The organism is Burkholderia mayonis (assembly GCF_001523745.2).
GTDB lineage: Bacteria > Pseudomonadota > Gammaproteobacteria > Burkholderiales > Burkholderiaceae > Burkholderia > Burkholderia mayonis.
In genome coordinates, this window is record NZ_CP013387.1 from 22,305 (window position 1) to 41,560 (window position 19,256).

At 65.6% G+C, this 19,256-nt stretch carries 24 protein-coding genes and 1 pseudogene; 13 read left to right on the forward strand and 12 right to left on the reverse strand.

Annotated features, from left to right (window positions below; all coding sequences use genetic code 11):
* Positions 1-45 precede the first annotated feature (45 nt).
* The 5 genes from WS70_RS18810 to WS70_RS33005 all read left to right on the forward strand — a co-directional run bounded on the left by WS70_RS18810 (position 46) and on the right by WS70_RS33005 (position 3,087).
* Positions 46-963, forward strand: coding sequence for a LysR substrate-binding domain-containing protein (locus tag WS70_RS18810; RefSeq protein ID WP_059471398.1), 918 nt, complete (start codon positions 46-48; stop codon positions 961-963).
* 247 nt (positions 964-1,210) lie between these two features.
* Positions 1,211-1,888: a methyltransferase family protein gene (locus WS70_RS18815; RefSeq protein ID WP_059597717.1), complete on the forward strand. Its 678-nt coding sequence runs from the start codon at positions 1,211-1,213 to the stop codon at positions 1,886-1,888.
* A 132-nt stretch (positions 1,889-2,020) separates the two neighbouring features.
* On the forward strand, positions 2,021-2,644 hold the full coding sequence (locus tag WS70_RS18820) for a glutathione S-transferase family protein (RefSeq protein ID WP_059471396.1): 624 nt from the start codon (positions 2,021-2,023) through the stop codon (positions 2,642-2,644).
* A gap of 54 nt (positions 2,645-2,698) precedes the next feature.
* Positions 2,699-2,857 (forward strand): hypothetical protein, encoded by a 159-nt coding sequence (locus tag WS70_RS32455; RefSeq protein ID WP_197419259.1) that lies wholly within the window; start codon positions 2,699-2,701, stop codon positions 2,855-2,857.
* A 68-nt stretch (positions 2,858-2,925) separates the two neighbouring features.
* Positions 2,926-3,087 (forward strand): hypothetical protein, encoded by a 162-nt coding sequence (locus WS70_RS33005; RefSeq protein WP_226382991.1) that lies wholly within the window; start codon positions 2,926-2,928, stop codon positions 3,085-3,087.
* Between the two features lie 193 nt (positions 3,088-3,280).
* Here the strand turns inward: WS70_RS33005 and WS70_RS18830 are convergent, their stop codons facing one another.
* The 9 genes from WS70_RS18830 to WS70_RS18870 form a co-directional block, all read right to left on the reverse strand.
* The gene (locus WS70_RS18830; RefSeq protein ID WP_442854905.1) at positions 3,281-3,775 is read right to left on the reverse strand and encodes an Lrp/AsnC family transcriptional regulator; all 495 of its coding nucleotides are present in this window, start codon (positions 3,773-3,775) and stop codon (positions 3,281-3,283) included.
* Between the two features lie 116 nt (positions 3,776-3,891).
* The gene (locus WS70_RS18835; RefSeq protein ID WP_059597718.1) at positions 3,892-5,292 is read right to left on the reverse strand and encodes an aspartate aminotransferase family protein; all 1,401 of its coding nucleotides are present in this window, start codon (positions 5,290-5,292) and stop codon (positions 3,892-3,894) included.
* A 499-nt stretch (positions 5,293-5,791) separates the two neighbouring features.
* Complete coding sequence (locus WS70_RS18840) at positions 5,792-6,718, reverse strand: 2-hydroxyacid dehydrogenase (protein ID WP_059471394.1); 927 nt, start codon at positions 6,716-6,718, stop codon at positions 5,792-5,794.
* Positions 6,719-6,750: 32 nt separating this feature from the next.
* A complete protein-coding gene (locus WS70_RS18845) occupies positions 6,751-7,611 on the reverse strand; it encodes a GNAT family N-acetyltransferase (protein WP_059471393.1) in 861 nt (286 codons plus the stop codon).
* Between the two features lie 30 nt (positions 7,612-7,641).
* A complete protein-coding gene (locus WS70_RS18850; RefSeq protein ID WP_108034011.1) occupies positions 7,642-7,956 on the reverse strand; it encodes a hypothetical protein in 315 nt (104 codons plus the stop codon).
* Positions 7,957-8,141: 185 nt separating this feature from the next.
* A complete protein-coding gene (locus tag WS70_RS18855) occupies positions 8,142-8,606 on the reverse strand; it encodes a hypothetical protein (RefSeq protein WP_059471392.1) in 465 nt (154 codons plus the stop codon).
* Between the two features lie 76 nt (positions 8,607-8,682).
* Positions 8,683-9,921, reverse strand: coding sequence for a patatin-like phospholipase family protein (locus tag WS70_RS18860; protein ID WP_059471391.1), 1,239 nt, complete (start codon positions 9,919-9,921; stop codon positions 8,683-8,685).
* On the reverse strand, positions 9,918-10,703 hold the full coding sequence (locus tag WS70_RS18865; RefSeq protein WP_108034012.1) for a 3-hydroxybutyrate dehydrogenase: 786 nt from the start codon (positions 10,701-10,703) through the stop codon (positions 9,918-9,920). Before WS70_RS18865 ends, WS70_RS18860 begins: the two co-directional genes overlap by 4 nt.
* A 46-nt stretch (positions 10,704-10,749) precedes the next feature.
* Positions 10,750-11,490, reverse strand: coding sequence for an acetoacetate decarboxylase (locus WS70_RS18870; RefSeq protein WP_059470934.1), 741 nt, complete (start codon positions 11,488-11,490; stop codon positions 10,750-10,752).
* 469 nt (positions 11,491-11,959) lie between these two features.
* Between WS70_RS18870 and WS70_RS18880 the strand changes: the two genes are divergently transcribed.
* Positions 11,960-12,556, forward strand: coding sequence for an undecaprenyl-diphosphatase (locus WS70_RS18880; protein ID WP_059597228.1), 597 nt, complete (start codon positions 11,960-11,962; stop codon positions 12,554-12,556).
* A gap of 22 nt (positions 12,557-12,578) precedes the next feature.
* Here WS70_RS18880 and WS70_RS18885 read toward each other — a convergent pair whose 3' ends face one another.
* The 3 genes from WS70_RS18885 to WS70_RS18905 all read right to left on the reverse strand — a co-directional run bounded on the left by WS70_RS18885 (position 12,579) and on the right by WS70_RS18905 (position 15,192).
* Positions 12,579-12,815, reverse strand: coding sequence for a hypothetical protein (locus WS70_RS18885; protein ID WP_059597229.1), 237 nt, complete (start codon positions 12,813-12,815; stop codon positions 12,579-12,581).
* 797 nt (positions 12,816-13,612) lie between these two features.
* Positions 13,613-14,440, reverse strand: a complete 828-nt coding sequence (locus tag WS70_RS18900; RefSeq protein ID WP_059597230.1) for a siderophore-interacting protein — start codon at positions 14,438-14,440, stop codon at positions 13,613-13,615.
* 38 nt (positions 14,441-14,478) lie between these two features.
* On the reverse strand, positions 14,479-15,192 hold the full coding sequence (locus WS70_RS18905; protein WP_059597231.1) for a PadR family transcriptional regulator: 714 nt from the start codon (positions 15,190-15,192) through the stop codon (positions 14,479-14,481).
* A 339-nt stretch (positions 15,193-15,531) separates the two neighbouring features.
* Between WS70_RS18905 and WS70_RS33010 the strand changes: the two genes are divergently transcribed.
* From WS70_RS33010 to WS70_RS18930, 7 genes and pseudogenes are all read left to right on the forward strand, one after another.
* The gene (locus WS70_RS33010; protein WP_226382904.1) at positions 15,532-15,705 is read left to right on the forward strand and encodes a hypothetical protein; all 174 of its coding nucleotides are present in this window, start codon (positions 15,532-15,534) and stop codon (positions 15,703-15,705) included.
* 271 nt (positions 15,706-15,976) lie between these two features.
* On the forward strand, positions 15,977-16,369 hold the full coding sequence (locus WS70_RS33015; RefSeq protein ID WP_236861877.1) for an IucA/IucC family protein: 393 nt from the start codon (positions 15,977-15,979) through the stop codon (positions 16,367-16,369).
* 45 nt (positions 16,370-16,414) lie between these two features.
* Positions 16,415-16,633, forward strand: a complete 219-nt coding sequence (locus WS70_RS33020; protein WP_226382905.1) for a hypothetical protein — start codon at positions 16,415-16,417, stop codon at positions 16,631-16,633.
* Between the two features lie 69 nt (positions 16,634-16,702).
* Positions 16,703-16,855 (forward strand): annotated as a pseudogene (locus tag WS70_RS18915) (IS5/IS1182 family transposase); the annotation flags it as partial.
* 11 nt (positions 16,856-16,866) lie between these two features.
* The gene (locus WS70_RS33865) at positions 16,867-17,118 is read left to right on the forward strand and encodes a Fur family transcriptional regulator (RefSeq protein WP_082722258.1); all 252 of its coding nucleotides are present in this window, start codon (positions 16,867-16,869) and stop codon (positions 17,116-17,118) included.
* Between the two features lie 327 nt (positions 17,119-17,445).
* A complete protein-coding gene (locus WS70_RS18925) occupies positions 17,446-17,973 on the forward strand; it encodes a sigma-70 family RNA polymerase sigma factor (RefSeq protein WP_059470941.1) in 528 nt (175 codons plus the stop codon).
* Positions 17,974-17,976: 3 nt separating this feature from the next.
* A complete protein-coding gene (locus WS70_RS18930) occupies positions 17,977-18,990 on the forward strand; it encodes a FecR domain-containing protein (protein ID WP_059470942.1) in 1,014 nt (337 codons plus the stop codon).
* Positions 18,991-19,256 lie beyond the last annotated feature (266 nt).

Here is a 19,256-nt window from a genome sequence, read left to right on the forward strand (position 1 = left end):
GAAGGATTAAAATCGACCATTCGGTTAATCGACTTTCCACGAATCGTGAACAATGTGCCGAACCTCGACGACCTGCGCGTCTTCAGCGTCGTCGTGCGGCTCGCGAGCTTCAGCGCGGCCGCCGAGCAGCTCGCGGTGTCGCCCGCGTACGTCAGCAAGCGCGTCGCGCTACTCGAAAAGCGGCTCGGCACGCGGCTGCTGCACCGCTCGACGCGCCGCGTCGCGGTGACGGAAGCCGGCGAGCGCGTCTATGCGTGGGCCGAGAAGATCCTCGACGACGTCGACCATCTCGTCGAAGACGTGTCGACGACCCGCAACGTTCCGCGCGGCACGCTGCGGATCTCGAGCAGCTTCGGCTTCGGCCGGCACGTGCTCGCTCCCGCGCTGCTCGACTTCAACGAACGCTATCCGCAGCTCAATGTGCGGCTCGATCTGTTCGACCGGCTCGTCGACGTCGCGGGCGAAGGCTTCGATCTCGACATCCGGATCGGCGACGAGATCGCCGATCACCTGATCGCGAAGCGGCTCGCGACGAACTACCGGGTGCTGTGCGCGTCGCCCACGTACCTCGCGCGATACGGCACGCCGCGCCAGCTCGCGGATCTCGCCGCGCATCAGTGCCTCGCGATCAAGGAGCGCGATCATCCGTTCGGCGTATGGCGGCTCACGGTGCGCGGCGAGACGTCGTCGGTGAAGGTCGGCGGCGCGCTGTCGACGAATCACGGCGAGGTCGCCGTGCAATGGGCGCTGGCCGGACGCGGGATCGTGCTGCGCTCGATCTGGGAAGCCGGGCCGCTGCTCGCGAGCGGCGAGCTCAAGCGCGTGCTGCCCGATGCGATCCAGCCGGCGAACGTATGGGCCGTCTATCCGGCGCGGCTCGCGGCTTCGGCGAAGGTGCGCGTGTGCGTCGATTTTCTCGCGGACGCGTTTGCGCATCTGAACGAGCGCGCGAACAGCGGATAATCGTCCGGCGAACGTCGGAAATCAGGCGTCCGGCGTTGAATGGCACGCGGCAAAATCCGGGCGTTGGGCAACGGGTAACGATCGGCAGTCGGCGTTCGGCCTGTGATTGCGAACGCATCCGCCGCTAACGGGCCATCCAGCCGGCGCCGGACATCGACTCGCGAATCGATGCGCGATGCGCTACGCCCGACGCATGACGTACGGTTCGCCGTCGTCGCGCGACACGACATAGAAGGAGGAACCCGCAATGAACACGCTGTCGAAGCGCGTACTCGGCGCGCAGGCGCGCTTCGTCGCGGTGCTCGCCGTGCTGATCTTCGCGTCGGCGGGCTCGATGCGCTACTGGCAGGGCTGGATCTACTGGCTCGTGTTCTCCGGGGCCACGACCTTGCTCGCCCTCTATTTCCTCAAGCACGATCCGGCGCTCGTCGAGAGCCGGATGCGCGTCGGCGTGCGCGCGGAGCGCGAGCTCAGCCAGAAGATCATCCTTGCCGTCGTGAGCGTCGCGAGCGTCGGGCTCGTCGTCGCGATGGGCGCCGAATGGCGCGTCGCGCGGATGCCCGTCGATTGGCGCGCGGTCGTGTTCGGCAACGCGCTCGTGATCGCGGGCTTCGCGATCTGCTTCGCGGTGCTGCGCGAGAACCGCTTCGCGTCGAGCATCGTCGAGGTCAGGCGCGGGCAGACGGTGATCTCGTCAGGCCCGTACCGTTTCGTCCGGCATCCGATGTACTCCGGCGCAATGGTGATATTTTTCGGGAGCCCGATCGCCGCGCAATCGACATGGGCCTGGCCGTTCGCCGCGGTGCTCGCGGCGGGCGTCGCCGCGCGGCTCATCGACGAGGAGCGCTACCTGAGCGTGCACCTCGACGGCTATCGCGCGTATTGCGAGCGCGTGCGCTGGCGGCTCGTGCCGTGCGTCTGGTGACGCGGGCGAAGGCGGAACTTGCTTGCGCGCGGCTTGCAGGCGCATCGGTCCGCGCGCAGCGAACCGTACCTGTCGGCATCGCGCGTGCGCCTCTACAATCGTCGGCATTTTCGTCGAACGAGGTGGTCCGTGATGCTGAAAGTGCTCGGTAAGGCGCCGTCGATCAACGTCCGCAAGGTGTTGTGGACGTGCGCCGAATTGCAACTCGGATTCGAACGCGAAGACTGGGGCGCAGGCTTCCGGCCGACGCAGACGCCCGAATTCCTCGCGCTGAACCCGAACGGCCTCGTGCCGGTGCTCGTGGACGGCGATTTCGCGCTTTGGGAATCGAACGCGATCGTCCGTTATCTGGCGAACCAGTACGGCGGCGCGCACCTGTATCCGGCCGAGCCGCACGCACGGGCGCGCATCGATCAATGGCTCGACTGGCAGACGACCGCGCTGAACCGCGCATGGAGCTATGCGTTCCTCGCGCTCGTGCGCAACGAGCCGAGCCATCGCGATCGAGCGGAAATCCGCGCGTCGTGCGAGAGCTGGACGCGGCACATGGCGATCCTGAATGCGCAGCTCGAAGCGACGGGCGCGTTCGTCGCCGGTCCCGGCTACACGCTCGCCGACATCGCGATTGGCTTGTCGATCAACCGCTGGCTTCGCACGCCGTTCGACAAGCCGGATTTCCCGGCGGTGTCCGCGTACTTCGAGCGGCTCGCCACGCGACCGGGCTTCGCCGAGCATTGCGGCAACGGCTTGCCGTGAGCGCCGTGCCACGGCGCGCTCACCTTCCATCAACCGATTGCACAGGCCTGGACGATGAACGCGATGAACGCGAATATCGATCGAGCGGCTGACCGGACGACCTCGGCGCCCATCTATCAAGTCGATGCGTTCGTGAACCGGCGCTTCGCCGGCAATCCTGCGGCGCTCGATCGCTGCGGCGTGATCGTGACGGCCATGGACGGCGGTGATTAGGATTTCGTGAGCCGATATTTCGCGCCGGCGAAGGGCGTGCCGGAAGATCCGATGACGGGCAGCGCGCATTGCGCGCTCGCGCCTACTGGGCGGCGCGGCTCGGCAGGACCGCGTTTCGTGCGTATCAGGCGTCGCCGCGCGGCGGCGAGATGCGCTGCCGGTTGATCGGCGAGCGCGTCGAGCTCGAAGGATCGTGCGTGTTCTGTCTCGAAGGGCGCGTGACGTTCTGATGAACGGCGGCCGCTGCGGCCGTGGCCGGGCAGCCTGCGAGAACGGTCGTCGACGCGCGTCCGGCAGGTGCGCTCGCGGCCCGCGCCGACGCGTTTTTCGTCCAAAGGTGAGATTTTTCGGGAGCGGCTGCAGGCGCGTCCGAAGCGGGCTGTCCGTTTGCCGATCGCCGGCGAAATCGGGCTTTCCGGCACATCAATGCCGATCGGCGAACAGCGCTTCGAGCGGATAATGCCGCTTCACGAACGGCGACTTGATGATCACGTAGCTGAAGTACTTCTCGATGCCGACGTTGCGTTCGAGCAGCCCTTCGATGATCGTCTGATAGTGGCTCACGCTGCGCGTGACGAACTTCAGCAGATAGTCGTAGCCGCCGCTCGCGAGGTGGCATTCGACGATCTCGTCGACGTTGCGGATCGCCGCGACGAAGCGGTCGAAGTCCTCGCGGCGGTGATCGGCGAGCGTGACTTCGGTGAACACGATCTGCACGTCGCCGAGCTTCTCGAGCTGAATGTCCGCGCCGTAACCTGCGATATACCCCGCCTTTTCCAGACGTTTCACCCGTATCAGGCACGGGCTCGGCGACAGGCCGACCGCATCCGCCAACTCGACGTTGGTGATGCGGCCGCGCTTTTGCAACTGCGCGAGTATGCGCAGATCGATCTTGTCCAGCTTGCAATCGCCCATCATCACGGCGTCGGAGGAATGAAGAGTAAACGTCCGGTTACTTTACGGTCACAAAATTGCGTCCACAAGGCAGCGTTTTCCCAAGTGTCCCGAATATTCGGAACGCCTCGCGCGTCGCATCAAGCGGCCCACGCTTGCGCCGCTTCGAGCGCGCGCTGCACGTCGGCTTCGGCGAGCACCTCGTCGAGCGTCGTGCGCAGCCGCGAGAACAGCAGGTCGAAATCGCCGTCCGTATAGCTGAGCGCGGGCGCGAAGCCGAGGATGCCGTCGTTGAACGCACGGAACACGACGCGGTTGCGGTAGGCGGCGGCCGCGATCCGCTCGGACAGATTGAGCGACGGATCGAAGCGCGCCTTGCTCGTTTTGTCGGCGACGAGTTCGAGCGCGCCGAGCAGCCCGCGCGCGCGCGCGTCGCCGACGAGCGGATGCGCGCGCAGCGCGTCGAGCCCGCGCGCGAAGCGCGGCGCGTGCGCGATGCCGTTTTCGAGCAGTCCGCCTTCGTGATAGAGGCGCAGCACTTCGAGTGCGATCGCCGCACTCACCGGATGCGCGGAATACGTGTGGCCGTGGCCGATCGCGGCGTCGATGCTGCCGCCGTCGGCGATACCCCGATAGATCTCGTCGGATACCAGCACCGCGCCCATCGGCGCGTAGCCCGCGGTCAGGCCCTTCGCGACCGTCATCAGATCGGGCTCGACGCCCTCGGCTTCGCACGCGAAGAGCGGACCGGTGCGGCCGAAGCCGGTGATCACTTCGTCGGCGACGAACAGGATGCCGAGCCGCGTGCACGCGTCGCGCATCGCCTTGAGCCAGCCGGCGGGCGGCACGATCACGCCGCCCGAGCCTTGCACCGGCTCGCAGAAGAACGCGGCGACGCGATCGGCGCCCAGTTCCGCGACCTTCGCTTCAAGCGCCGCGACCGACGCGGCGATCAGCGCGGCGTCGTCGTCGCCGGCCCGATGGCGGTACGCGTACGGCGATTCGATGTGATGCTGGGTCGGCTGCGGAACGTCGAAGTGGCGATGGAACGTCGCGAGCGCGGTGAGCCCCGCGCCGACCGACGACGAACCGTGATAGCCGCGCTCGAGCGCGATCATGTGCTTCTTCTGCGGACGGCCTGTCGAGTTGAAGTAATGCGTGATGAAGCGCAGTGCCGAATCGACGGCGTCCGAGCCGCCGAGCGTGAAGTAGACGCGCGTGAGCGATTTCGGCGCGAGCGCGGTCAGCTTCTCGGCGAGCTCGATCGCGGGCGCGGAGCCGAAGTGGAAGTACGCGGTCGCGTACGGCAGGCGCGTCATCTGCTCGGTCGCGACCTTGATGATGCTGTCGCGGCCGTAGCCGACGTTCACGCACCAGAGGCCCGAGAACGCGTCGAGGAGTTCGTTGCCTTCGATGTCGCGCAGGAACACGCCGTCGGCGGAATCGAGCACGGTGACGCCGCGCGCCTCGTGCGCGCGGTAACTGACGACGGGATGGATCAGATGCTGGCGATCGGCTTCGATCAACGATGGAATGGTCATGGCGGTGCAGGCCCTCGTTCGAACAAAACGGTGTGGATCCATGCTACCGATCGGACCGTTCACGCGCGCATCCAATTGCCGCGCGGAAACGTACGGATGCGGCGTTTATGCGGGGCGGGACGGCATTTTCTGCTGCGTTGGTTGAGGCGGCATGGGCGTGGCGCAACGTGCGTCGTGCGTGCATCGCACGACGGCGAGGGGGCTGGGTTGGTCGTATGCCGCGTCGCGGGGCGTGCGCGCGATTGCGCGAGCCGCGTGTATTTACGTACGGCGCAGCGCGCGGCATGCGAATGCGTCGCGGGCAGTGAGGGAATCGCGCGTTGCGTCGCGCGCGGTGTGCAGGTTCGGTGCCGGTGCTCATGCCTATGCGCCGAGATCCACGCACCGGGTGCTGCGCAACCGACGAGACGCCCCGACGAGACGCTCAGACAGACGCTCAGACGAGACGCTCAGACGAGACGCTCAGACGAGACGCTCAGACAGACGCTCAGACAGACGCTCAATAACCGCGTGCGCGATCGACGACGCCAACCATCGGCTCTCCCGCGCGATGCCGCGCGAGATTCGCGAGCACCGCCTCGACCGCGGTGTCGGGCCGTGTCGCGCTGGCGATGTGCGGCGTGATCCGGATGCGCGGATGCGTCCAGAACGGATGGCCGGCCGGCAGCGGTTCGGGATCCGTAACATCGACGATCGCGCTGTCGAGCTTGCCCGACGCGAGCGCCTCGAGGAGCGCCGCGTCGACGAGCTGCGGGCCGCGCCCGACCTGGATCAGCGACGCGCCATCGGGCAGCGCATCGAACACGGGCGTGTCGAGCAGCCCGTGCGTTTCGGGCGTGAGCGGCAGCAGGCAAATGAGGATGTCCGAGCGCGCGAGCAGCGCGGCGAGCTCCGCTTTGCCCGCGTAGCATTCGATGCCTTCCAGCGTGCGCGGCGTGCGGCTCCAGCCGGCGCAAGGAAAGCCGAAGCGGCGCAGCGTGTCGAGCACCGCCTGACCGAGCATCCCGAGGCCGAGCACGCCGATGCGCCGCGACGCGGCGGCGCGCACGGGCTTTGCTCGCCACATTTGCATGCGTTGCAGCGTTGCGTAGTCGAACAGGTCGCGATGAATCGTCAGCACGGCCTGCGTCACGTATTCGACCATTCCTTCGACGATCCCCGGCTCGATCATCCGCACGACCGGGATGTGCGCGGGCACGCACGACAGATCGAACTGATCGACGCCCGCGCCGACCGAGAACACGACTTCGAGATTCGGCATCAGCCGCAGCGGATCGTCGGGCGGTTGCCACGCGGCCAGATAACGGACGGCGGCCGGGTCGCCGATGTCCGGCCACAAACGGAACGGGACGTCGGGCGCCTTCTCAGCGAAAAGACGCGCCCATTGCGCGCCGCGCGCGGGATCGGCCTTGTAGACGAAAGTCATCGGATGACGCGTGCGGTTGCGGTCGCGCGGGATCAGCCGAGCGCCGGATTGACGATCGCGAACTGCCGCAGCGACGGATCGCGCTCGGGCGCTTCGCCGCGCACCATCGCGAGGCCCGAATCGACGCGCCGCAGCCCGAGCCCTTCGAGCCAGTCGGACAGGCCGCTGTCGCCCGGCACGTCGATCCGCACGAACATGCCGGCGTGCAGCGCGAGCCAGTGGTTGACCAGCGCCTGCGCACGCAGTGCGTCCGACGCGATCACCGGACCGATCACGTGGCCGCGACCGAAGCGGCGGAACAGCGCGAAGCCGAGCAGTTCGCCGTCGCGGTCGAGCGCGATGCCGCTCGCGGCATCGCGCAGCGCGTCGATCACGGCGCTGCGGTCGTAGCCGCACGCGCGCGACGCGAGTGCACCGAGGTGCGCCGTGTCGTTGACGCCGATCGGCCGCAAGCGCTCGCCGGGTGGCAGCGAAATCAGCGGCGGATGGCACGCGGCGCCCTGGTGCTGCTCGATGGTGCCGATCGGCTTGAAGCCGAACTTCGCGTAGAGCGGCTCGCCTGCGGGCGTCGCGTGCAGGAACATCGTGCGCTCGCCGAGATCGTCGATGACCCGCGCGAGCAGTTCGCGACCGATGCCGCGGCCTTGCTGGTCCGGTGCGACGATCACCATGCCGAGCGACGCGTGCGCATCGCCGTGGCGCCAGCCGAGCGCGGTGCCGATCACGCCGCTTTCGTCCGCGGCGACGAAGCCGCTGCCGAGCTTCGCGACGAAGCGCCAGTCGTCGACGCGATGCGGCCACTGGAAGCTGCTGGACAGGCGCTGAGCGGTGTCGACGTCGTCCTGGGTGAACGGGCGAAAGGTAAGCGTGCGGGAGGCGTTGGTTTCGGCCACGCTGGACTCCGGTTTGAAAGGCTGACGCCGCTACTGTGGCAGGCGCGCCACGGGGTGGATAGGACGATCCGCTTGTTTTCGGCGGCGCAGGCGATTTTCTTCCGCGAATTTCGCGGCGAGACGATTTTGACCCTGGTTATGCTCGTTGAGTTCGACGTTCGACGTTCGACGTTCGACGTTCGACGTTCGACGTTCGACGTTCGACGTTCGACGTTCGACGTTCGACGTTCGACGTTCGCTCCGGCCGATGGGCCGGCCGGCGTCACCCGGTTCGGCTTCTCCCGCCATGAAGGCGCCGCCGATTTGATTGGCGCGGCATGCGTATCGTCCGATCGCGATGTTCAAAGCCTCGGCCCGCGGGCGGCGACGCCGTTGCCTGAGCGTCGGCATATCCGGCGCAGCACGTCGTCATCGCCGATCATCGGGGGACAGTCGGCGCATCGCGTCGTTCGCGACTCGCGACGGCGCTTGCCGTTTCGCGCATCGCGCGACGATTCGTTCCACGCGTGCGTCGGCTCACCGCGTGCACCTCACAGGCGCTGTCGCTTCGCGAGCGTCAACACCCGTTCCCAGCGCAGCGCGTCGCGCTTGTCGTCCATCGGCAGCTTCCATTCGGCGCGCCGATCGTCGCGTACGGCGACGACCAGATACCAGCGGCCGTCGAACGCTTCCGCGCGGCAGCCGCTCAGATCGGTGAGCGTGTAGCGGCCGTCGGCGCCGTCCTGCGACAGCCACAGCAGCCCCTTCGTCGCCGATACGCGCAGATCGCCCCACGCGCGCCGAAGCACGTGGGTCCACCCGTCCTCGCGCGTGTTCGGCGCGACGTCGCGCCGCCGCCGGACCCAGTGCGCGACCGCCGCGCCGATCACGGCGATCGCGCCGACCGCCGCGCCGATCGCGATGGCGTCGCCGAAGCGCGCGGCGATCGCATGAAACGTATGGACAGCGCCCCAGATCAATGCGACGAGTGCGAATAGAACGACCAGAATCGGCATGGCGAAGGTGCGAATGCGGCGAAGAATTGCGGCAAGGGAATGCACGGCCGGCATGCGCCGGCCGCGAGCGAAGACGTTACCGGATCCGGTGAATGTCGTGCGTGACGAAGCCCGCGTCGTTGTCCGGCAGCGTGAGGCCGTGCTTCACGGCGAGCGTCTTGCGGATGTCCGCGAGGCCCGCCGACCAGTGGTCGCGCATCGTCGACGCGCCGAACTGATAGTCCTTGTAGTGCTGCTCGTATGCTTTCTGCTGATAGATGAGATGCTGGACGTTGTAGCGCTTGCTGCACGACAGCGTCTCGGCCTGCTGGCACCACGGATCGTTCTTGCGCAGGTCGTCTGGCACCTGGTCGAGCACGCGGCGCAGCACGTTGCGAAAGCGCTGCTCGCGTTGCAGCGTGTCGGTGATCAAGCGTGTGCGGCTCGAATATTGAACGTCTTTCGTGCGCTCGGTCACTTCGTTCATCGATTCCGGCAGCGGCCCGCGCGCGCTCCACAGGTCGACCTGGAACGCGAGCGTGTCGCGGCGCGGCGACGCGCGCAGCACTTCCATCAGCGGCGTGTTCGATACGATGCCGCCGTCCCAGTAGAACTCGCCGTCGATCTCGACGGGCGGGAATGCGGGTGGCAGCGCGCCCGACGCCATGAAATGCTCGGGACGCAGCGTCGCCTTCGTGTTGTCGAAGTAGATGAAGTTGCCCGTACCGACGTTTACCGCGCCGACCGACACGCGCGTCTCGCCCGAATTGATCCGGTCGAAGTCGCACAGCTTGAGGAGCGTCGAACGCAGCGCGGACGTGTCGTAATAGCTGACCTTCTCCGGCGGATGCGTCGCGCCCGGCAGCGGCGGCGGGAAGCGCGGCACGAAGAAGCCGCGCTGTCCTTGCACGACCGCGCTCGCCGCCTGGCTCGCGGTGAAGAACGTGCGCACGTAATCGTGGCTGTTGAAGAGCGCGGCTTCGAACACGGCCGGCAACGCGGGGAAGAACGCGGGCTGGCAGATCGTGTTCCAGAACTCGCGCAGCCGCTCGACGCGCCGCTCGGGCGGATTGCCGGCGATCAGCGCGGTGTTCAGCGCGCCGATCGAAATGCCGGCGATCCAGTTGAGCGGAACGCCTGCTTCGTGCAGCCCTTCGAATACGCCGGCCTGATACGCGCCGAGCGCGCCGCCGCCTTGCAGCACGAGCGCGATCGTTTCGTACGGCAGATCGTGGAACGGCGCATGAGCCTGTTCGAGCGCGTGCGGCACGCTTGCTTCGTTGTGCAGGTCCGCCGGATCGACGGCCTGCTTTTCGGTACGGGCGTGCGGCTTCATTGCATGAACCAGCCGTGACTGACGATGAACGACTGGCCGGTCAGCGCCGCGCTCGGGAACGCCGACAGGAACAGCACCGTCTTCGCGACATCCTCGACGGTCGTGAACACCCCGTCGACCGTCTGACCGAGCATCACCTTCTTCACGACTTCCTCTTCGCTGATCCCGAGCTCCTTCGCCTGCTCCGGAATCTGCTTGTCGACGAGCGGCGTGCGCACGAAGCCCGGACACACCACGTGCGAGCGCACGTTGTGCTTCGCGCCTTCCTTCGCCAGCACGCGCGCAAGCCCCAGCAGCCCGTGCTTCGCCGTCACGTACGCCGACTTCAGCGGCGACGCCTCGTGCGAATGCACCGAGCCCATGTAGATCACGACGCCGCCGCGATCGTCCCGGTACATGTGCTTGAGCGCGGCCTTCGTCGTCAGGAACGCCCCGTCCACGTGAATCGCCTGCATCTTCTTCCAGTCGGCGAACGCATAGTGCTCGATCGGATTGACGATCTGGATGCCCGCGTTCGACACCAGGATGTCGACCGAGCCGAACGTTTCGGCAACCTTGTCGATGCCGGCGTTGACCGCGTCTTCGTTCGTCACGTCCATCGCGACGCCGATCGCCTTGCCGCCCGCCTGCTTGATCTGCTCGGCGACCGCGTTCGCGCCGTCCTGATTCAGATCCGCGATCGCGACCGCCGCGCCCGCGCGCGCGAGCTCCAGCGCGATTTCCTTGCCGATGCCGCTTGCTGCGCCTGTCACGACCGCGGTCTTGCCATTCAGATTGCTCATGATCGAATTCCTGTCCAGAAAGTAGTAGGGAAGGATGCAGCGCGCGTTACTGCGCGAGGTAATCGTAGACGACTTCGCCGAGGCCGAGCGTCAAATCGGCGATCAGATGGCGCGCTTCGACGATCTCGAGCACTGGCAGATCGGCGACGGGCGCGAGCGCATGCGGCGCGAGCTCCAGCGACGCGGGGCCCGTCCATGCGCCCTTCATCTTGATGTCCTGCAGGTAGTAGCGCACGAGCTCGCAGACGCGCGCCGAGCCGTCGACGTGCGGAATGATCTTCAGCAGGAAGTTCGCGCCGGCGAGGCGCTTCTGCTGCTCGTCGAGATCGAGCTCCTTGTGCTTGTAGCCCATCGTGCCCGTCGCGACGCGCACGGGGCCGTAGTCGAGCGTGCCGAGCAGCGTGTCGATGTGCGTTTCCAGCGTCGGCTGCGCGAGCTTCTTCGGGAATCCCCACAATTCGCGGCCGCCTGCGATCGGCGGATGATCGTTCAGATACATCGCGAGCGTGTAGCCGCCCGGCTGGCCGTTGTATTCGACGGGGATCACCTGTCCACTCTCGGTGTAATCGCCGAAGCCGGTCGAATCGGCCATGCGGATGAACTCGTAATGGACGAGCGGTTCCTTGACTTCGAGCGGTTCCGGCACGATTTCGCGGAGACGGTCGATGTCGGTGCGATAGGTGATGATCAGGAATTCGCGATTGACGAAACGATAAGGGCCCATCGGAAACGCCGGGCTCGTGAGCGGCATCGCGAATGCTTTCGATCGGACTTGGCTGGGCTTCATGCGGACTCCTTGTTGATCGCTTCGTTGTCGGGGTGCCGATATCGTATGCCTCTGCGAATCGATTGTGCGATGCCGCAACTGGAAAAGATTATTGCGCAAATCGAGGCAGTGAAATGACAAATATTGACAGTGTTGCGGACGTCGTAACGAACGCGCGCCGGCGGGTGACGGACAGCGGGTCGCCGGCGCTTCGTCGCGGCAAACGGTGAGTTTTTTCGGGGGCTATGGTGAGCATTTACGGGACACGTGAAACGAATGTGAACGACAGCCCGAAATCGCATGCTGCGCCGCGCGACGCGTACGATTGAACTTTTGGGGAATGACCGTCCTCGAAGAAGTGCGTTGTAGAATTTTCGATTTTCCTTTCGATCTCGCGGCGCTTCGGGTTAAGCCTTTCTTAAGCGTGCGCGTCCTAGCATCGTTCGAACCGGTGACCCGGTGCCGTTCGATTCGCTACCGTTTCAGCCCCATGCAGAACTTCAATCTCATTGTCTTTTCCGCGCTCAATGCGGGTTCCGCTTCGCATCTCGCCGCCGTTCGCTTCGGCGTGTTCGCCGCCGATTGGCTCGTCTATGCGGTGCCCGCGCTGCTGCTGTTGACCTGGGTAATGGGCGCGCGCCCGACGCGTCGCCAGGCGATCGAAGCGGGCGTCGGCGCATGTGTCGCGCTCGCGCTCGCGCAGGTGATCGGCCACTTCTGGTATTCGCCGCGGCCGTTCGTGCTCGGCATCGGCACACAACTGATTCCGCACGCGCCGGACGGCTCGTTTCCGAGCGATCACGCGACGTTCGTCTGCAGCGTCGCGGCGGGCTTGCTCATCGCGGGCACGACGCGCGCGGCGGGCCTCGCGCTCGCCGTCATCGCGGCAGCGGTCGGATGGGGGCGCATCTACGTCGGCGTGCACTGGCCGCTCGACATCGCGGGCGGCGCACTCGTCGGAACCGCCGGCGCGCTTGCCGCTCATCTGTATGGCCGTCCGGTGACGGCGCTGCTCGACCGGATCGGCGAATCCGTGCATGCGGTCGCGTTCACGCGATTGCACGAGCGGTCGATTCGTATCGACTGACGATAATCGGCGGGAATCCGAATCAACCGGGCGTTCTCGTCTGGGTGGCGTTGCTCGTCGAGTTGGGCTCGACGTCGGCGCCGCCGTGCAATTCGACGTTTTCGGTCTGTCGCTGGCGCGCGGCTTCACGATCGAGCGCGCTGTCTTTCAGGATCGCGCACATCGCGACGAACAGCGCGAGCGCGATTGCGCCGAGTCCGCAATAGCCGGCGATTCTGAGCGTCTTCGCGATGCCTGCGTGGGTGTGGTGGCGAGTCATGGTCGCGTATCCGGGTGACGACGCGCGAGGTTGCGCGCTCTCGTTCTCATTCGACGCGGAAAAATGCGGCGACGCGTCGTGCTTTTTCGATATTCGGATCACGGGCGGCGCGGGCCACTTTGCCCCGGAGTCCGCCGACGTGTGCCGCGACGGCTTTGCCGAACCGGCCTCGTGCCGTCGAGATAGGTATAGGACACGGGCGGCTCGGATGCAACTCCGTTCGTGTCGAGACGACGCTTGCATCGATGCGCGGGCGTCGAAAGGCGATCGACGGAATGCAACCGCATGGGATTCGACGGATGCGGCTGTGGCTTCCATTTACGGGAAATCGGCCGCGAAACGCATAAAGAGGTTTTGTCGAAGCCGTCGCGCGCATTGAAGTGCGTGGCGCGGTACGCACTTCGATGCGATTGCGCCTCGGCTGGCAGTGCGGCCGCATGACTCAATGCGTACGAGGATTGCGCGCCGCGATCCGTGCGTGGCGAGCGCCGCCGAGCACGATTATTTCGAGATACGCCGATGCGCGGTGGCGACGCGGATGCGATTTCGTTCGGACGAAAACGCAGTGCGATGGCCGATGCCGCGCGCGGGCGTCTTTCGATACCGGCGTACCGGCGCATCTATGCGCGCGCGCGCCGCCGACCCGATCTACAGAGGATTCAAGCGCGACGAGTGTGTGTCGGCAATGCCGCACTTCGTATCCGCGCCGTGCGCTCGGCAGCGGCATGACGCGAGCATGCGCGCCGCGGAATCGTCGAACGTCGAACGCGTGTGCCGCGTTCGACTCGCTCATCGCGTCAGTCTTCGAGTGATTCGTGAACCGCGACCGCGCCGTGCTTCCAGTAAGCGGATGCGCGAATCCTCGATTTCGCGAGGCCGCGCTCATTGCATAGGTGCTCGCGTACGCCGCGCATCGCGGCCGCTTCGCCTGCGGCCCACACGTAGCCTTCGCCGGCCGGCAGCGGCAGCGCCCGCAACGCATCGACCAACTGACTTGCACCGCGCTCGCCGTTTGACGCGTCGTCGCGATGGCGCCACAAGACGTACAGATCCGCATCGGTAGCGAAGTCGACCTGCGCAGACGGATCGGCTACTTCCAGCACTGCGGCGACACGCGTGCCGGCCGGCAATTCCTCGAGGCGTCGTGCGACGGCGGGCAATGCGGTGTCGTCGCCGATCAGCAGGTGCCAATCGAAATCCTTCGGGATAACGAACGAACCGCGCGGTCCGCCGATGCCGAGCGTCTGCCCGACGCACGCTTGCGCGGCCCACTGTGACGCCGGTCCTGGATGATGCAGCACGAAATCGAGATCGAGTTCGCGGGCGGCGCGATCGTAGCGACGCGGCGTGAAATCGCGTGCGACGGGCCGCGGCCGGTCTTCCGGAAACACGATGCCGTTCGGGCCGAACTCGGGACACGCGGGTGCGTCCTCGCCGGGCGGCGGGAAGAAGACCTTCACGTGATCGTCGAAGGACGCTGATTCGAAATCGTCGAGTTCGTCGCCCGTCAGCGTCACGCGCATCAGATGCGGGGTCACGGCAGTGACGCGCTTGACCTGGAGCAAGCGGAATTTCAGCGTATGGCGCACGCGTACGACCGCGCGCTCGGTAGTCGGTTGGGTCATATCGATGGGTTCTCCTTGATAAGCCGGATGCGGCTCGATCAGTCCTCGGTCCGGCCTTCGATGTCGGCGACGGCGCGACGCAGGATCGCCGCGATGCGGCGCTGTTCGTCGGCGTCGGCGCTGCTCCTGCGGAAGAGCGCTTGCTTGAGCGCCATCCGAGCTTCGACGAATTCCGGCAGCCAGCCGCGCGTATCGTCGTCGGAGGCGGCGGGCGCTTCGCCGGCGAACGCGCGGCGCATGAATTCCATCTTCCGGCCGAGATGCGCGAGCTTCGCGAACAGCAGGTCGACGCGTTCGCGCTGCGCATCGAGATACGCGCGGCCCGCGTCGGCGAGTGCATAGCGCTTGCGGTTGCCTTCGGCCTGCACGGTCACGTAGCCGAGCTCTTCCAGATACGTGAGCGCCGGATACACCATGCCGGGGCTCGGCGCGTAGAAGCCGCTCGAACGCGTATCGAGCGCCTTGATCAGCTCGTAGCCGTGGCTCGGCTGCTCGGCGAGCAGCGCGAGCAGCAGCAGTTGCAGGTCGTCGGCGCTGAATTGACGGCCGCGCGGCATGGCGTCGTCGCCGCCGAAACCACCGAAACCGCCCGGGCCGCCACCGAAACCGCCGAACGGACCGAAGCCGTGCCGGCCGCTGCCACCGCCGCGTCGATGGCCGCCGATCATGTGGCGGAACATCTCGAGCGGGCCGGCGCCGAACGAGGTATGCATGCCGCATCCGCGGCGCGAAAACAGATGAGTGTGGCGCATCGCCTTCTCCTGTGCATCTTTAGATGTATCGAAAGATATATATCGAAAGATATAAAGTCAACGGAATTTTATGGGGACGGATTGCCAAGGGTCTGGTGCAGGTTTGCGAATTTTGTAGGTTGGCAAAAAGGGTGGGTCTTTTTGGCATATTTGCACAATGCTATCGATATTAATTTTCGATAGCATTGCGCGGCGGCGTCACTATAGTTTCCAGCGCAAATCTGGGGCAAGAAGCACCTTATCGTTGCAAGTGGAAGCCCCGGGCGAACTAGCATGCTTTGGCATTGCTAGCCGACAAGCGGATGGGTTTTTGGAGCAGTCGGAGGTTCGGAACGTTCTATGACAGACGTCGATGTCGTAGCCGACCGTCCGTCGGCGTCGGACGCTTCGGCCGAACACGACGGCGGCGTCGACCGACTGCTTGCGCAGGATCTGCTCGATGCGCTGCAGCGCGCAGACTGGTGGCCCGCCTACAGTGACCGTCTTGCCGAACTGCTTGCGCTTGCCGAATAGCAAATCGCGAAAACGTGTGCCGCGCAGGCGCGCTGGCTGGCCGACGTCGATGGCACGCCGTACAGTCTGGTGACATGGGAGGCGATTTGCTGCCTGCGGGACCGACCGTTCCATCCGGTTGCGCGCGCGAAGCGCTGGCCCGGCAGCCCGGGCGATGCGTACGACGTCGAGGCAGGCCGGGTTGCACTGCACTGGGTCGCCATTTTGCCCGACGCGTTGCGACGTGGCGACGACAGTGCGCATGCACTGCCTGGCGTCCAGCCGATCGCTCGTGCCTGCCGTACTGGATGAGGATGCGTTCGCGGCGCTTGCGCATCGCGCCGCTCTGCTCGGAATCGATCCGGCGGCTCGCTGGCTGCCGGTTCATCCTTGGCAATGGGACTACCTTCAGCGGGAGCATCCCCGGCTTGTCATGCGGTGTATCGATCTCGGAGCCGGGTTCGGCACGGCTCGGCCCACCGCGTCGCTGCGCACGCTCGGCATCGGAGCGGACGAACGGATACATCTGAAGTTGTCGCTGAGCGTCCAGGCACTCGGTGCGTCACGCGTAATGCCGCCACGTTATCTGCACAACGCGGTACTGGCCGAGCGTTGTCTGCGCGCGCTTTGCGCGCGGGACACCTGGCTCGGCGAGCATCTCGAATTGTGCGACGAGCGTGCATGATGGGCGCTCGGCGACGACGGAACGCTGATCGAAGAGCAGGGTGAATTGGCTTGCATGTTGCGGCGGTATCCCGACGGCGATGGCTGGCTGTTGCCGATGGCCGCATGCGCGGCGTCGGCGACCGACGGGCGCCTGCCGGCATTCACCGTGCTGTGCGGGGCGAGCGATGCCGGTGTCTCCTCGGATGCCACGAGTGACGGTGCGTGGCGGATGTTCGAGCATATCGCGCGCTTGCTGATCGGGCTCGGGTTAAGGCAAAGCTGATTAAGTCCCCCAACCCCGTGTCTCAGCCGTTATAGATCGGTGGACATGACCCGAGAAAGGCAAACGACGATGAAGCAGCAGACGCTGGCGATGGCAGCCGATCAAGGCGCAGGCTTCGAGACGAAGCGCAAGCGTACGCGGCGCGACGAGTTTCTCGATACGATGAACCAGATCGTGCCGTGGGCGGCGTTGTGCGCGGTGGTTGAGCCGCACTACCCGAAACCTACCGCACCTTGTCCACTTTTCTCGAAAGGGGACTCGTCACCAGTGCATCACTGGGCGATTCGCGCGTCGTGTATGAACTGAACCGCGGCAAGGATCACCATCACCTCGTTTGTCGCAAATGTGGAGCACTCTGCGATCTCTACGAAGACGAACTGAACGAGCAGTTCGAGCGCATCGCTTCCGGGCGTCGCTTCAAGTTCCACGCTGCGTCTCTGGTGATAGCTGGGGTGTGTCCTGAATGTCAGGCGAAGGGCGTGTGATTCCCCGGATCGTCGCGAGCATCGGCCGGCTTGGTTGGTGTCGTAACGAAGGTGAACAGGAAGCTTGCGCGGGAGACAGTGGAACTGCAGTTGCCGCCATCGTGGCGCATCGCGAGCGGCAAGGCGACGAGACGTGCAGCATGCCGAAGCGGAAAACGCGAGGCGCCAGTCGAAATGTCTGATGTATCAAATCGTCTGATGCACCCGCCGACTTGATGCGGCCCCTAATTGCGAAATATTGCGTAAACCAATTGAATTGGTTTATAAGCGTGAATGATTCTTATTTGTCTTCTCGTCTCTCGCGTTTAAAGCAGAAGGGGTTGCTCCATGTCCGTCGCTCAACTCGCCGTCCATCAGGATGTGCAGGCTCTCTATCGCGACCACCATGGCTGGTTGCAGGGATGGTTGCGCAGGCGGCTGGGTAACGCTTTCGATGCGGCCGACCTTGCCCAGGACGCATTTCTTCGTCTGATCCTCAAGCCGGTGCCGAAGGGCTTCGACAGCGATGCCGAGGCGCGGGCTTACTTGCGGGCGATGGCACAGGGCATGTGTGTCGACCTGTTTCGCCGGCGCCAGGTCGAGCAGGCATGGGTCGAGGCGCTTGCCGCCCAGCCGGAGCCCTGCGAGCCTTCTCCTGAATATCGCGCGATCGTCATCGAGACGCTGATGGAAATCGGCGCGCTGATCAGCCGGTTGCCCGACAAGGCGCGGAACGCGTTTGTCCTGGCGCAGATTCATGGCTTGTCCACCCGCGAGATCGCGGGCGAACTGGGCGTTTCCGATCGGATGGTGCAGAAGTACCTCGCCCAGGCGATGCTGCAACTGGCCTTGATCGACGCCGGTATTACGCGCTGACCGATGGCAGCCTCGTCGTCTTCGGCGGCCGCCGATCCTGGCGTTCACGCAGATTTCGCAAGCCTCGAGCAGGCCGCCAACTGGTATGCGCTCCTGTATGCCGATGGCGGTAGCGGCGAGCACCGCAAGGCATGGGCAGAATGGCTGGCCGAACGGCCGGAACATCGTCGTGCGTGGGCACATATCGAGGCTGTCAGCCGCCGGTTCGAGCCGTTGAGGGGCGAGAGCCTGGCTGAGCGCAATGCCGCTGCGGCCGCCGTGCACGTTTCCGCGACGCGCGCGGCAAGCCGGCGCCATGTTCTGGGCAGTCTCGCTGCGCTGGCCGGAACCGGTCTCGCCGGGTGGCTCGCGTGGCGCTTCACGGCGTTGCCGGATCGGCTCATCGCATGGAGGCCGGATTACCGCACAGGTGTCGGAGAGCGGCGGGACGTGCAGCTCGCCGACGGTACGCGCGTCTGGTTGAACACGGACAGTGCGTTCGATGTTCACTACGACGATACCAAGCGCCTCCTGACACTGACGATGGGCGAAATCCTCATCGATACGGCCAAAGACGGCCAGGAGCGGCCGTTCTTTGTCGACACGCCGAACGGCCGGATGCAGGCATTGGGCACCCGGTTCACCGTACGGCAGTCCGGCACGCACACGCTGCTGGCCGTGTTCAAAGGCCGTGTCGAGATTCGCAATCTGGCCGGACACGCCGAAATCGTGGCGGCCGGTCAGCAGCGGCAGTTCACGGCGGACGCGATTTCGAGTCCGGAGAGGGCCGATCCCGCACGCGAAGCGTGGTCACGCGGCGTGATCCTGGCCGACGACGTCACGCTCGACGCGCTGATCGCCGAGCTGGATCGCTATCAGCACGGGCACATCGGCGTCGATCCCGAAGTGGCGGGCATCCGCGTGGTCGGCCGTTTCCCTGCCGACGACCCCGACCGGATGCTCTCGATGCTCGAACGCGACCTGCCGATCCGGGTGCGTCGCACGTTGCCGTGGTGGGTCACGATCGAAGCCCGCTGACGGGCATGTTGCCCGCCCAGTCGCGGTTCCCGGTGGTATTTCACCCTGTTGCAAAGAAATTTCCGATTTCGGTTCGCATTTCCGGGCGTCATCCGATTAACAGATGAAAGAGGACCATTCGGAGATCAATCAGTGCTCTGAATGCCGACCCGGCGCCATGACGCGGGGCATCCGCCCGGCTTGTCGACGCTTGTTTCCGACCGGAAACGGGTGTCGTCGCGATGGCGACAGTCGCAGCCAGCATGGCGCGCGCCCGAACGACCGGG